13 protein-coding genes are annotated in these 12,712 nt (G+C 61.9%); 11 read left to right on the plus strand and 2 right to left on the minus strand.

Features of this window, described 5'->3' with window-relative positions:
- Positions 1-49: 49 nt before the first annotated feature.
- Positions 50-1,471: a metalloprotease TldD gene (tldD, locus tag AC0KW6_RS11465; protein WP_474034935.1), complete on the minus strand. Its 1,422-nt coding sequence runs from the start codon at positions 1,469-1,471 to the stop codon at positions 50-52.
- Positions 1,472-1,667: 196 nt separating this feature from the next.
- Between tldD and coxB the strand changes: the two genes are divergently transcribed.
- From coxB to AC0KW6_RS11520, 11 genes are all read left to right on the plus strand, one after another.
- Positions 1,668-2,513 carry a cytochrome c oxidase subunit II gene (coxB, locus tag AC0KW6_RS11470; protein ID WP_323781060.1) on the plus strand — a complete coding sequence of 282 codons (846 nt, stop codon included), beginning with the start codon at positions 1,668-1,670 and terminating at the stop codon, positions 2,511-2,513.
- A gap of 96 nt (positions 2,514-2,609) precedes the next feature.
- Positions 2,610-3,551: a heme o synthase gene (cyoE, locus tag AC0KW6_RS11475; protein ID WP_323781057.1), complete on the plus strand. Its 942-nt coding sequence runs from the start codon at positions 2,610-2,612 to the stop codon at positions 3,549-3,551.
- Position 3,552: 1 nt separating this feature from the next.
- Entirely contained in the window at positions 3,553-3,717 is a 165-nt protein-coding gene (locus AC0KW6_RS11480; RefSeq protein ID WP_024090954.1) for a hypothetical protein, read from the plus strand.
- The gene (locus tag AC0KW6_RS11485; protein WP_474034936.1) at positions 3,717-4,304 is read left to right on the plus strand and encodes a cytochrome c oxidase assembly protein; all 588 of its coding nucleotides are present in this window, start codon (positions 3,717-3,719) and stop codon (positions 4,302-4,304) included. The genes AC0KW6_RS11480 and AC0KW6_RS11485 overlap by 1 nt, the downstream gene beginning before the upstream one ends.
- A 24-nt stretch (positions 4,305-4,328) precedes the next feature.
- Positions 4,329-5,138, plus strand: a complete 810-nt coding sequence (locus AC0KW6_RS11490; RefSeq protein ID WP_323781052.1) for a cytochrome c oxidase subunit 3 — start codon at positions 4,329-4,331, stop codon at positions 5,136-5,138.
- Between the two features lie 119 nt (positions 5,139-5,257).
- The gene (locus tag AC0KW6_RS11495; protein ID WP_323781049.1) at positions 5,258-5,926 is read left to right on the plus strand and encodes an SURF1 family protein; all 669 of its coding nucleotides are present in this window, start codon (positions 5,258-5,260) and stop codon (positions 5,924-5,926) included.
- A 12-nt stretch (positions 5,927-5,938) separates the two neighbouring features.
- On the plus strand, positions 5,939-7,327 hold the full coding sequence (gene thrC, locus AC0KW6_RS11500) for a threonine synthase (protein ID WP_474034937.1): 1,389 nt from the start codon (positions 5,939-5,941) through the stop codon (positions 7,325-7,327).
- The gene (locus tag AC0KW6_RS11505) at positions 7,324-8,586 is read left to right on the plus strand and encodes a M16 family metallopeptidase (protein ID WP_323781043.1); all 1,263 of its coding nucleotides are present in this window, start codon (positions 7,324-7,326) and stop codon (positions 8,584-8,586) included. The genes thrC and AC0KW6_RS11505 overlap by 4 nt, the downstream gene beginning before the upstream one ends.
- Entirely contained in the window at positions 8,586-9,176 is a 591-nt protein-coding gene (locus AC0KW6_RS11510) for a GNAT family N-acetyltransferase (protein WP_474034938.1), read from the plus strand. Before AC0KW6_RS11505 ends, AC0KW6_RS11510 begins: the two co-directional genes overlap by 1 nt.
- Positions 9,177-9,361: 185 nt before the next feature.
- Positions 9,362-10,192 carry an MBL fold metallo-hydrolase gene (locus tag AC0KW6_RS11515; RefSeq protein ID WP_474034939.1) on the plus strand — a complete coding sequence of 277 codons (831 nt, stop codon included), beginning with the start codon at positions 9,362-9,364 and terminating at the stop codon, positions 10,190-10,192.
- Positions 10,193-10,233: 41 nt separating this feature from the next.
- Positions 10,234-11,652 (plus strand): FAD-binding oxidoreductase, encoded by a 1,419-nt coding sequence (locus tag AC0KW6_RS11520; RefSeq protein ID WP_474034940.1) that lies wholly within the window; start codon positions 10,234-10,236, stop codon positions 11,650-11,652.
- A 210-nt stretch (positions 11,653-11,862) separates the two neighbouring features.
- On the opposite strand, the gene AC0KW6_RS11525 is transcribed toward AC0KW6_RS11520, so the two are convergent.
- A complete protein-coding gene (locus tag AC0KW6_RS11525) occupies positions 11,863-12,402 on the minus strand; it encodes an adenine phosphoribosyltransferase (protein WP_323781031.1) in 540 nt (179 codons plus the stop codon).
- Positions 12,403-12,712 lie beyond the last annotated feature (310 nt).

Below are 12,712 nucleotides of genomic sequence, written 5' to 3' on the forward strand. Positions count from 1 at the left end.
GGGCCTGTTTTTAGTTGTAAAACAAAGTTTTACAGAGAGGTTCGCTACCTCAGGCCGCCGAGCCGCCCACCGTCAGGCCGCCCATCAGAACCGAGGGCTGGCCGACGCCGACCGGGACCCATTGGCCTGCCTTGCCGCAATTGCCCATGCCGGGGTCCAGCGCCATGTCATTGCCAAGCCCGCGAATCTGCTGCAGCGCGGTAGCGCCGTCGCCGATCAGCGTGGCGCCTTTAACCGGTGCGCCGACCTTGCCGTCCTTCACCCTGTAGGCCTCGGTGCAGGAGAACACGAATTTGCCATTGGTGATGTCGACCTGGCCGCCGCCAAACCCCACTGCCCAGATGCCGTCCTTGATACCTGCCACCAGATCGCCGGGGTCGGCGCCGCCGCCCAGCATATAAGTATTGGTCATCCGCGGCATCGGCGCATGGGCATAGCTTTGGCGCCGCCCGTTGCCGGTGGGGGAAACCCCCATCAGCCGCGCGTTCTGGCGGTCCTGCATGAAGCCGACCAGCACGCCGTCCTCGATCAGCGTGGTCTTCTGGCTGGGCGTGCCCTCGTCATCCACGGTGATCGAGCCGCGCCGGTCCGGGATGGTTCCGTCGTCCAGCACGGTGACCCCTTTGGCGGCGATTTGCTTGCCCATCAGGCCGGCAAAGGCGGACGAACCCTTGCGGTTGAAGTCGCCCTCCAGCCCGTGGCCGATCGCTTCGTGCAGCAGAATACCGGGCCATCCGGGGCCAAGCACAACATCCATTTCGCCCGCCGGAGCAGGAACCGCATCGAGGTTCACCAGCGCAATGCGCAGCGCCTCGTGCACCTGTGCCTGCCAGTTCTTGGGGTCGACCAGCCCGTCGAGACCCAGCCGCCCGCCGCCGCCTGCCGAGCCGCTTTCGCGGCGGCCGTCCTTTTCGACGATCACCGACACGTTGAAACGCGCCATCGGGCGGATGTCGCGCACCCGCACCCCGTCTGCGCGCAGGATCTCCACCTCCTGCAGCGAGGCGGCCAAAGACGCTGAAACCTGCACCACCCGTTGATCCAGATCGCGCGCATAGGCGTCAACCTCGCGCAGTGTCTCCACCTTCACCGGAAACGGCATGGCGCTGATCGGATCGGCATCGGTGTAGAGTTTGGCATTGGTCGCCTGGGGGGCATCCGAATAGGTACCGCCGCCGTTTCCCACCGCCAGCTTGGCCGTTTCTGCCGCCCGCTTCAGCGACCCGATGGAGACATCGGTGGAATGCGCATACCCTGCCACATCCCCGTTTACCGCCCGCAGGCCAAAGCCTTCGGAGGCATCATAGCTGGCGCTGCGCAGCCGCCCGTCATCAAAGGACAGCGCTTCCGACTTGCGGCGTTCTGCAAAAATCTCCCCGTCCTCCGCACCATTCAGCGCATCGCGCAGGCAGGCGAGGGCCTCCTTCTCGGGGAGCGCGGTTTCAAACGGGCGAAATGCGGGGGTTTCCATAGCACGGTCCTCGGATTTTTTTGATCTAAATCAAGAAAGCGACGGATTGACGCTTGCCTGCCTCTTTATCTGTACGCCCGAATATGATTTTAAGCGGCGTCAAAGACAACGGGGCTGGTGCGTTTTGTGGGAATCAATGATTCCCCCGCATTCGTGCTGCCGCAGGAACAATGCGATCAAACGATCAGGACAGAACATGAAAAACGCTTTGATGCTTTCGGGCCTTTTCGCCGGCCTTTCAAGCCTTCCAGCAATGGCGCAAGAAGGTCTGGAAACCATTGGCAAGCCGGTTAACGGCGGCCTGAACTTCCAGCCGGCGGCGACTTCGCTGGCTGATGGCCTGCAGAAACTGGATTACATGATCCTGGTGATCATCACCGTGATCTGTGTTTTTGTTGCCGGTCTGATGGTTTACGCCATTGTCCGCTTCAACAAGCGGGCCAATCCGACCCCTGCCAAGTTCACCCACCACACCCCGGTTGAGATCGCTTGGACCATTGTCCCGATCCTGGTGCTGGTTTTCATCGGTTCCTTCTCGCTGCCGCAGCTGTTTGCCCAGCAGGAAATCCCCAAAGCCGACCTCACCATCAAGGTGACCGGTTACCAGTGGTACTGGGGCTATGAATACACCGACCATGAATTCGGTTTCGAGAGCTTCCTGCTGCCCAAGGATCAGCTGGCTGCAAACGGCTATGCCGAAGATGAATGGCTGCTGGCCACCGATACTGCCGTTGTGGTGCCCTCGGGCAAGACCGTTGTGATGCAGGTGACGGCGGCTGATGTGATCCACTCCTGGACCATTCCGGCCTTCGGCGTAAAGCAGGACGCGGTTCCCGGCCGTCTGGCAGAGCTGTGGTTCAACGTTGAGGAAGGCAAAGAAGGCATCTACTTCGGCCAATGCTCCGAACTGTGCGGCAAGGACCATGCCTATATGCCGATCACCGTCAAGGTTGTAACACAGGCAGAATACGACACCTGGCTGGAAGGCGCCAAGGCAGAATACGCGGGCCTCCCGCAGGCCTATCAGGTCGCCTCCAACTGAGAACTAGCCATACGGAGCTTGAAGAGGCTTCGTATGGTATAGTCAAAAGAATAGGGTGCGCAGCGTTGCGCATCTGTTGCCGCCAAAGGACTGAAGATGAGCGACGCAAGCATCAACGCAAGCCGGGCCTATGAGGACGAGGCCAGCTTTGGCGATTACTTCGCCCTGCTGAAGCCCCGTGTCATGTCGCTGGTGGTGTTCACGGCTCTGGTCGGGCTGCTGGCGGCCCCGGTTGGTGTGCATCCCGTGATTGGCTTCTGTGCCATCCTGTTTATCGCCATCGGCGGCGGTGCGTCCGGGGCGCTCAACATGTGGTGGGACGCGGACATCGACAAGGTGATGAAGCGCACCAAGGGCCGCCCGATCCCCGCTGGCAAGGTCGAGCCGGGCGAGGCATTGGCACTGGGACTGGCGCTGTCGGGCCTGTCGGTGATCATGCTGGCGCTGGCCGCCAACGTCTTTGCCGGGGCGTTCCTGGCCTTCACCATATTCTTTTATGTGGTGGTCTACACCATGTGGCTGAAGCGCGCGACGCCGCAGAATATCGTGATCGGCGGTGCAGCGGGGGCCTTCCCGCCGGTGATCGGATGGATTGCCGCCACCGGCACCATGTCGGTTGAACCCTGGCTGATGTTCCTGCTCACCTTTATGTGGACGCCGCCGCATTTCTGGGCGCTGGCGCTGTTCATGCGGTCGGACTATGACGATGCCGGCGTGCCGATGCTGACCGTTACGCACGGCCGCCGCGCCACCCGTGCCCATATTCTGGTTTACACTGTCCTGCTGGCGCTCCTGGCCATTGGCACTGCCTTCTCCGGCATCGGCGGCCCGTTGTATCTGGCGGCAGCGCTGGTAATGAATGCGCTTTTCCTGCACGGCGCCTGGAAAATCACCCGCCGCGATGAAGACGACTCGGAAGGCGACAACTTCAAGGTGGAGCGCAGCTTCTTCAAACTGTCGCTGCTCTATCTGTTCCTGCATTTCGGTGCGATCCTGGCTGAAGCATTGCTGAAGCCCTACGGCCTGGGAGGCTGGTAAGATGGCACTGCGCAAGGAACACGAGCTGCACAAGCGGCGCTCCGGCTTGAACAAGGGCGTGGGCATCCTTCTCGCTGCATTTGTGGTGCTGGTCATGGCACTGACCATGGTCAAGGTGACCTCGGCCACTTTTAAATTCCCGGATGCTCAGGGGGAGCAGAACTGATGGCGTTGCAGGGACCGCAGAAAACCGTTTTCCAGCTGGTGGGCGTGGTTGTCCTGATGGGCGGCCTGTCCTGGGCGTCGGTGCCGTTTTACGACTGGTTCTGCCGGGTGACCGGCTATGGCGGTGTCACACAAGTCGCCAATGCCGGCTCCGACACCATTCTGGATCAGACCATCACCGTCCGTTTCGATGGTTCCAAACAACGCGGCATGCCGTGGGAATTCAAACCGTCGCAGCGCGAGATGGAGATCAAGCTGGGCGATACCGGACTGGCCTTCTATGAGGCCTACAATCCGACCGACCGCCCCGTTGCCGGTCAGGCGTCCTACAACGTGACGCCCTATCAGGCCGGGTATTTCTTTGAGAAAATCGACTGTTTCTGCTTTACCGAGCAGGTGCTTCAGCCGGGGGAGCGGGTGCAGATGCCCGTGACTTTCTACGTCGACCCGGAAATCATCGATGACCGGGACGCAAAATACGTGCATACGATCACGCTTTCGTACACGTTTCATGAAATCGATCTGCCCGAGGGTTACGCAGCCCTCGACACCGGGGATAACACCGGGGCAGGCGCAACCACGAACTAGGCCGCTTTGGTGAGGGACACTTGAATGGCGCACGCTAAAAATCACGATTATCATATTCTGCCGCCGTCGATCTGGCCGCTGGCAAGCGCGCTAGGCGCATTTATCATGCTGGTTGGCGGTGTGCTCTGGATGCACGCGATCACTGCTTGGATGTTCTGGATCGGCCTGGTGGCAGTTCTCTACTCGGCTTTTGCCTGGTGGTCCGAAGTTGTCGCCGAAAGCAAGGTCGGCGACCACACCACTGTTGTGCGCATTGGTCTGCGCTACGGTTTCATCCTGTTTGTGATGTCCGAGGTGATGTTCTTCTTCGCTTGGTTCTGGTCGTTCTTCAAACATGCCATCTACCCGATGGAGACCTATGCCGGTACCGAATATGTGGCACCGGAAATCTATGCGGTTGACCCGTTCCACCTGCCGCTGATCAACACGCTGATCCTGCTGCTGTCGGGCTGTGCCGTGACCTGGGCGCACCACGCGCTGGTCCACAACAACGACCGCAAGGCGCTGATCCAGGGCCTGTCCATCGGCATCCTCTTCGGCATCGCCTTCACCTTCCTGCAGGGCTACGAGTACGCCCACCTGCTGCACGAAGGCTGGCAGTTCGGCGGCGATGAATTCTACTCGAACTTCTTCATGGCAACCGGATTCCACGGTTTCCACGTTGTGATCGGCACCATCTTCCTGACCGTCTGCCTGATCCGTGCGATGAAGGGCGACTTCACACCAGAACAGCACGTCGGTTTTGAGGCTGCAGCCTGGTACTGGCACTTCGTAGACGTCGTTTGGCTGTTCCTGTTTGTCGCCGTCTACATCTGGGGCACTTCCGGCCTGTAACAGGCGGATTGTAATGGTTACATGATTGCGGTTCCAAAAACCGCAGACAGACCTTAATGAGCAAGGCGCGCAGGGCAGCAAGCTCTGCGCGCCTTTACTGTTGAAGCGGAGCAGCCCGGATGCGGCATGTCGGTTTTTTGGTTGTGGTCAGCGGTCTGGGAATCGCGATCCTGCTGGGCCTTGGAACCTGGCAGCTGCAGCGGCTGGCGTGGAAAGAGCAGGTCATCGAAGACATTCTCTCCCGTTTGGCCGGGTTGCCTGTCCCCCTGCCTGCTGCCCCCAACGCGGCAGAGCATAAATACCAAGCCGTGGATCTGTTGGGGACCGTTTCGGGGCCGGAACTGCACCTATTGGTCAGCTCCAAGGAAACCGGCGCCGGCTTCCGGATCATTCAGGCCCTGACGGAAGACAAGACAGGCCGCCGTATCCTGCTGGAACGCGGTTTCGTGACCGAGACCGAGAAGGACGCGCAGCGCAGCACCGGTCCGGTCCATGTTGCGGGAAACCTGCACTGGCCGGATGAGCGCGACAGTTTCACCCCGCGGAATGATCCGGCTGAAAATTTCTGGTACGCACGCGATGTGGACGAGATGGCCGCCGTTTTAAAGACAGAGCCGGTCCTGGTGATCTCCCGCGAGCCTATTGGGGAAAATGTCCAGCCGATGGGGATCAGCACCAGAACCATCCCCAACAACCACTTGCAATATGCGATCACCTGGTTTTCGCTGGCCTTCATCTGGGCTGCGATGACTGTCTATTTCCTGCGGCGCAACCGCGCCAATTTCTAGAGAGCCAAGGCGATGAAATATATCTCGACCCGGGGCCAAGCGCCCGAGCTGACCTTTGAAGACGCGATGCTTACCGGGCTTGCCCGTGACGGCGGTCTTTATGTGCCGGCCGAAATTCCGCAGATGTCCCAGGCTGACATCGCCGCACTGGCCGGTCTCTCCTACGAGGAAACTGCCTTTCGCGTGATGCGCCCTTTCCTCGGTGATTGTTTCACTGACGAAGAATTCCGCGCCATCATCACCCGCGCCTATCAGGGCTTCGGCCACGCGGCCCGCGCGCCGCTGAAACAGCTGGCGCCCAATCATTTCCTATTGGAGCTGTTCCACGGTCCCACTTTGGCGTTCAAGGACTTCGCCATGCAGCTGATCGGCCAGCTGTTCCAGACAGCGCTTGAGCGCCGCGGCGACCGGGTGACCATTGCAGGCGCCACCTCCGGCGATACCGGTTCAGCCGCCATGGAAGCTTTCCGCGGCCTCAGCAATGTGGATGTGTTCATCCTGTATCCGCATGGCCGGGTCTCCGAGGTGCAGCGCCGCCAGATGACAACGCCGCGGGACGCCAACGTGCACGCGCTGGCCGTCGATGGCGATTTTGATGACTGCCAGGCCCGCGTGAAGGACATGTTCAACGACTTCGACTTCCGCGACGGCGTCAAGCTGGCCGGGGTGAACTCGATCAACATCGCCCGGGTGCTGGCGCAGGTGGTCTATTACTTCTCCGCCGCCGTGTCGCTCGGCGCGCCGCAGCGCAAGGTGAGCTTCACTGTGCCGACCGGCAACTTCGGCGACATCTTTGCAGGCTTCATCGCCAAGCAGATGGGCCTGGCGATCGACCAGCTGGTGGTCGCCACCAACCAGAACGACATCCTGCACCGCTGCCTGTCGGGGCAGGGCTACTACAAGGGTGATACCCAGCCCTCGATCTCGCCGTCGATGGACATTCAGGTGTCGTCGAACTTCGAGCGCGCCCTGTTCTACGCTTACGGCCAGGACAGCGGCGCCGTGGCCCAGCTGATGGACGAGCTGAAGACCGGCGGCTTTGACGTCTCCCAAGGCGCGATGCAGGCGCTGAGCGAGACCTACATCTCGGGCCGCACTTCCGAAGACGAAACGCTGGCGACAATCAAATCCGAACTGGCCGCCTCGGGCGAGCTGCTGTGCCCGCACGGCGCCGTGGCTGTGAAGGTTGCGAATGAGCTCCGCACGGCAGAGGTGCCGATGATCACGCTGGCCACGGCGCACCCGGCAAAATTCCCGGCGGCGGTCGAAGATGCAAGCGGCATCCATCCGCCTCTTCCCCCGCGCATGGCGGATCTGTATGACAGGCCGGAACGGGTGACCCGGATCGCCAATGATCTCGCCGCCCTCGAGGATCACATCAGAAAGAACATCGCGAATTGACAGTTCAGCAGCACACACTCGCCAACGGGTTCCGCGTCGTCTCCGAACATATGCCGGGGCTGGAATCCGCGGCGGTCGGGATCTGGGTCAACGCCGGCGGCCGCCACGAGCGGCTTGAGCAGAACGGTATTGCCCATTTCCTGGAGCACATGGCCTTCAAGGGCACCAAGATCCGCACGGCCCTGCAAATTGCGGAAGAGATCGAAGATGTCGGCGGTTACATCAACGCCTACACTTCGCGGGAAGTGACGGCTTATTACGCCCGTGTGCTGAAGAACGATGTGCCGCTGGCGGTGGATGTGATCGGGGACATCCTGCTGAACCCGGTGTTCGATCAGCGTGAGATCGAGGTCGAACGCGGGGTGATCCTGCAGGAAATCGGCCAGTCACTGGATACGCCGGATGACGTGATCTTTGACTGGCTTCAGGAAGAAAGCTACCGCGGCCAGCCCTTGGGCCGGACTATCCTTGGCCCGGCAGAGCGCGTCAGCAGCTTCAGCCGGGAAGACCTGCAAGGTTTCGTGGCGGAACATTACGGCCCTGGCCAGATGATTCTGGCGGCGGCCGGGGGTGTCGATCACGATGTTCTGGTGAAGCTCGCCGAGCAGATGTTTGGCCACATGGTACCAAGGCCCGAGTTTAACGCCGAAGGTGCGCGGTTCACCGGCGGCGAGGCGCGGCAGGTCAAAGACCTGGAGCAGGCGCATTTTGCGCTGGCTTTTGAGGGCCCCAGCTATCGCGACCAGTCCATGTACACCTCGCAGATCTATGCCAGCGCGCTTGGCGGCGGCATGTCATCGCGGCTGTTCCAGGAGGTGCGCGAGAAAAGGGGTCTGTGCTACACGATCTTTGCGCAGGCCGGGTCTTATGCCGATACTGGCGCGCTGACGGTTTACGCCGGCACCTCCGGCGAGCAACTGGAAGAGCTGGCGGGCATCACCATCGACGAGATGAAACGCGCCGCGGACGACATGACTGAGGCCGAAGTCGAGCGCGCCCGCGCCCAAATGAAAGCCGGGATGCTGATGGGGTTGGAAAGCCCGTCGAACCGGGCTGAACGTCTGGCCCGCCTGGTGCAGATCTGGGGCAAGGTGCCGTCGCTGGAACACACAGTTGAACGGATCGAGGCCGTGACCACAGGTGAAGTGCGCGCCATGGCTGAGGAAATGGCGGTTTCAGCCCCGGCGGCTCTTGCGCTCTATGGCCCGGTGGCAGACGCTCCGGCACTGGAAAGGCTGCAGGAGAGGCGCGCCGCCTGATGCTGCTGAACCGCCGCAAGGTCCGCATTGAAACCGAGCGCCTGACCCTCAGGCCGCCGGTGCATGCGGATTTTCACAGCTGGGCAGCGTTGCGGTTGCAGAGCCAGCCATATCTGATGCCGTGGGAGCCTAGCTGGGCTGCGGACCACCTTAGCCGCAAGAGCTTTACCAACAGGATCTATTGGGCCCGCCGCTCAGTGGCCGGGGGAACGGCATTGCCGCTGTTCCTGATCCGGCGGGCCGACAATATGCTGGTAGGCGCGATCACGCTGGACAACATCCGCCGCGGACCGGCGCAGGCCGGAACACTGGGATATTGGACCGGCTTGCCCTTTGCCCGTCACGGCTACATGCGCGAAGCGATCGGCGCGGTGGTGCATCACGCCTTCAGTAAGCTGGATCTCAGCCGGATCGAGGCCGCCTGCCTGCCGGAAAACCAGGCATCCCGCGGGCTGCTGGAGAAATCCGGCTTTAAATACGAGGGCGTTGCCCAGTCCTATTTGCAGATCAACGGCCGCTGGCGGACCCATGTGCTGTATGCTTCGCTGCGGCACGACCGGCGCGGCAAGACACTGACGGGACAGGCCTGATCACAGCCAAGCCGACTCTCCGGGAATAACTGCCGGTCGCTGGTGCGCTGTTTATACTCCGCCTAGGTGACGCCCGACCAGTTACAAGACAGAAAGTTCAATTCTGCCGGTGCAGGCGGGTGCTTTGCCTGCAATTGATCCCCCTCGGGGCTGACGAATCGCGGCAGCGCCCTATAACCACTGCTATGCGCGTTTTGCCCGCCCTTGCTTGCGCCTTGGTGCTTTCCGGAGCCGCCGCCGCTCAAACTCAGGAGCGCCGGGCAAGCCACTGCATCGCATTGGCCCAGGGCACGCCCGGTCTCGAGTACCTGCACAAAGCCAATTGGCAGGACCCGGTTGCGCAGGATAACGTGCAGATCCGCTATATCGCGCATGCCTCCTTTCTGCTGCGCACCGAAGGCGGGTTGAATGTGGTCACCGATTTTACTGGCTTCACCGGCGCTGCGCCGCTGATCCCGGATGTGGTCACCATGAACCACGCGCATGAAACCCACTGGACTGCGCATCCCGATCCAGCCATTCCCCATGTGCTGCGGGGCTGGGGGCCGGGAGGGAGCGGGGCAGAACACCATCTGGATCTTGGCGAAATGCTGATCCGCAATGTCTCAACCGACATCCGCAACATGTTCGGCGGCGTGGTGGCGCAAGGCAACTCAATCTTTGTTTTCGAAGCGGCCGGCCTTTGCATCGGCCATTTGGGCCATCTCCACCACGTGCCGACGCCGGAACAGTTCGCGGCGCTGGGGCGGCTTGATGTTGTGATGGCCGCTGTGGATGGCGGCATAACCCTTCCGATGGACCAAATGCTGGAGGTTCTGGGGCGGCTGCGTTCCTCAGTCATTATCCCGATGCATTGGTTCAGCGGCGCGTCATTGCAGCAGTTCCTGGCCCGGATCGGCCCAGAGTTTGATGTGGTGAGTGAAGGCAACAGCACGCTGACGGTGTCGCTGCGCAGCCTGCCCAGCCGCCCGACGATCCATGTGCTGCAGCCAAAGTACCTGCTGGAAGAAGACTGACCTGCCTTGCCAGCCAGAGCGGCTTCCGGCATGGATGAGACATGAGCTTGAACCCCGCCGATACTGCCTTTGCCATCCGTCTTGCGAACCAGCTGCCCGAAGGCGTGCTGCGGCCGCCAGAGCCGCGGTATCTGGAGGAACCGCGCGGCCGCTACCGGGGACAGGCAGGGGTTCTGGCCTTGCCGCAGACAGTGGAGCATGTCTCGGTCCTGATCCGCGAGGCCAATGCTGCCCGGGTGCCGGTTGTGCCCTATGGCGGCGGCACCGGCCTGGTCGGCGGCCAGGTAATGCCGGACGGTCCGGCGCCGCTGGTGCTGTCGCTGGAGCGCATGACGGCAATCCGCTCGGTTTATCCGCAGGAAAATGTCCTGATTGCCGAAGCAGGTGCGATTCTGGCGGATATCCAGACAGCCGCGCAGGGGGCAGGGCGGCTGTTTCCCTTGTCCCTGGCGGCAGAAGGGTCGGCCCGGATCGGCGGCAACCTTTCGACCAATGCGGGCGGCGTCAACGTGCTGCGCTACGGCAATGCGCGCGACCTCTGCCTAGGGCTGGAAGCGGTGCTGCCCACGGGCGAAATCTGGCAAGGGCTGTCCCGTTTGCGTAAAGACAACACCGGTTATGACCTGAAGAACCTGCTGATCGGGGCCGAGGGCACGCTGGGGGTGATCACTGCCGCCGCGCTGAAGCTGTCACCGATACCAGTCAGCCAAGGAACAGCGTTTTTCACGGTAAAGGACCCCGCCGCTGCCATTGCGCTGCTGGCGCTGGCCCGTGACCACGCAGGCGAAGCGGTCAGTGCTTTCGAGCTGATCCACCGGCAGGGGCTGGACTTCCTGTCGGACTGCTTGCCGCAGATCCGCCAGCCTTTTGCCGAAGCGCCGGAATGGAGCGTGCTGATCGAGCTGGGCCTGCCGCGCGGGCTTGACCCGGAAGAGACACTGGCAGAGCTGTTCGAAGCCGCAGCGGCAGCAGGGCTGGCAGGCGATGGCGTGATTGCCCAATCCGGCTCTCAGCGGCAGGCCCTGTGGGCGGTGCGGGAAAACATTCCCGCGGCCAACAAGGCAATCGGATCCGTTTCCAGCCACGACATCTCTGTGCCGGTCTCGGATATTCCCGCCTTCATCGAACGGGGCAGCGAGGTTGTTGCAGGCCTGGGCGACTTCCGCATTAACTGCTTCGGCCACCTGGGGGATGGGAACTTGCATTACAATGTGTTCCCGTCAAAGGGCCACATGCGGGAAGAGTACGATCACCTGCGCGGTGCCGTGAAGGAAGCCGTGCATGATCTGGTTCACGCCTTTGGCGGCTCTTTCAGCGCGGAGCATGGTGTAGGGCGGATGAAGACCGGCGACCTGGAGCGTTACGGCGATCCAGTCAGGCTGGCAGCGATGCGGGCGATCAAACTGGCACTGGACCCCAATGGCATCATGAACCCGGGGGCGGTGCTGAAGACGGGCTGATCAATCTGAAAAAAAGGGGGGCTCCCGCACCCGCGGCTGCCCGGCTGCGCCGGACCGCCTGGCGGCTTTGGGCGCGGCGCCGCGCATCCACGCGGCGTGCCCTTTCAGGCCCGTTAGGGCCGGAAAGGGCTATGCCCAACGGGAAGAGCCATTCGAAAGACTGGCGTTTGACCGGCGGGAGACCCGGCCCGGACACTGTCTGACCAGTGCTCAGAGGCCGTCGAACTCGCACAGCACATGCACATCCATGCCCATGCTTTCCAGCAGTTTCCGGCCGCCCAGTTCCGGCAGATCAACGATGAAGGAGCAGGACACGATCTCGCCGCCCAGCCGCTCGATCAGCTTGATGCCCGCACCCGCTGTGCCGCCGGTGGCCAAGAGGTCATCCACCACCAGGATCTTCTCGCCCGGTTTGATTGCATCGTCATGGATTTCGACAATCGCTTCGCCGTATTCCAGCTTGTACTCTTGGCTGATGGTGGTGCCGGGCAGCTTGCCTTTCTTGCGGATCGGCACAAAACCGACGCTCAGCTGGTGCGCAATCGCGCCGCCCAGGATAAAGCCGCGCGCTTCAAGTCCCACGACCTTGTCGATCTGCTCACCGGCATAGGGGTGCAGCATCTGGTCGATCGCCATGCGGAAGCCGCGCGGATCGGCAAACAATGTGGTTACATCGCGGAACATGATCCCTTCGTGCGGGAAGTCGACGATGGTGCGGATGTAATCCTTTACGGCGGGCTTCTTGGGCATCGGCTTGGCTCCCCTTGGCGCAACTGAGACAGCAGCCCGGCTGCGTCGCCGGGCCACCGGCGGTTTGGCGGATGCAGCGCTGTCATGCAAGGGGGAACCGTGGGCCTGCGGTTCAGGGAGGCCGCCGAATGCCAGTTGGGGCTGGATTGGGGACTGGGCAGCGGCACGGCGTGAAGCCAGCAGGGGAATCAGGGGCTCCATCGCACCAGCGCCTCCGGTGGTCCGCGTTTTGCTCAAATATTCCAGACCCGGTCCAGCACCGTCGACTGTGCGCGGAAACCAAAGCTGTAGCCGGCGGTCTGAGAGGTGC

This window comes from Leisingera sp. SA215 (genome assembly GCF_055902035.1).

What these genes read in the sequence shown, in the direction of transcription:
- coxB (WP_323781060.1), top strand. Translation starts at nt 1,668, where the DNA reads ATGAAAAACGCTTTGATGCTTTCGGGCCTTTTCGCCGGCCTTTCAAGC.
- AC0KW6_RS11485 (WP_474034936.1), top strand. Translation starts at nt 3,717, where the DNA reads ATGGCGTTGCAGGGACCGCAGAAAACCGTTTTCCAGCTGGTGGGCGTG.
- AC0KW6_RS11490 (WP_323781052.1), top strand. Translation starts at nt 4,329, where the DNA reads ATGGCGCACGCTAAAAATCACGATTATCATATTCTGCCGCCGTCGATC.
- AC0KW6_RS11520 (WP_474034940.1), top strand. Translation starts at nt 10,234, where the DNA reads ATGAGCTTGAACCCCGCCGATACTGCCTTTGCCATCCGTCTTGCGAAC.
- AC0KW6_RS11515 (WP_474034939.1), top strand. Translation starts at nt 9,362, where the DNA reads ATGCGCGTTTTGCCCGCCCTTGCTTGCGCCTTGGTGCTTTCCGGAGCC.
- AC0KW6_RS11495 (WP_323781049.1), top strand. Translation starts at nt 5,258, where the DNA reads ATGCGGCATGTCGGTTTTTTGGTTGTGGTCAGCGGTCTGGGAATCGCG.
- AC0KW6_RS11510 (WP_474034938.1), top strand. Translation starts at nt 8,586, where the DNA reads ATGCTGCTGAACCGCCGCAAGGTCCGCATTGAAACCGAGCGCCTGACC.
- cyoE (WP_323781057.1), top strand. Translation starts at nt 2,610, where the DNA reads ATGAGCGACGCAAGCATCAACGCAAGCCGGGCCTATGAGGACGAGGCC.
- tldD (WP_474034935.1), bottom strand. Translation starts at nt 1,471, where the DNA reads ATGGAAACCCCCGCATTTCGCCCGTTTGAAACCGCGCTCCCCGAGAAG.
- AC0KW6_RS11525 (WP_323781031.1), bottom strand. Translation starts at nt 12,402, where the DNA reads ATGCCCAAGAAGCCCGCCGTAAAGGATTACATCCGCACCATCGTCGAC.
- AC0KW6_RS11480 (WP_024090954.1), top strand. Translation starts at nt 3,553, where the DNA reads ATGGCACTGCGCAAGGAACACGAGCTGCACAAGCGGCGCTCCGGCTTG.
- thrC (WP_474034937.1), top strand. Translation starts at nt 5,939, where the DNA reads ATGAAATATATCTCGACCCGGGGCCAAGCGCCCGAGCTGACCTTTGAA.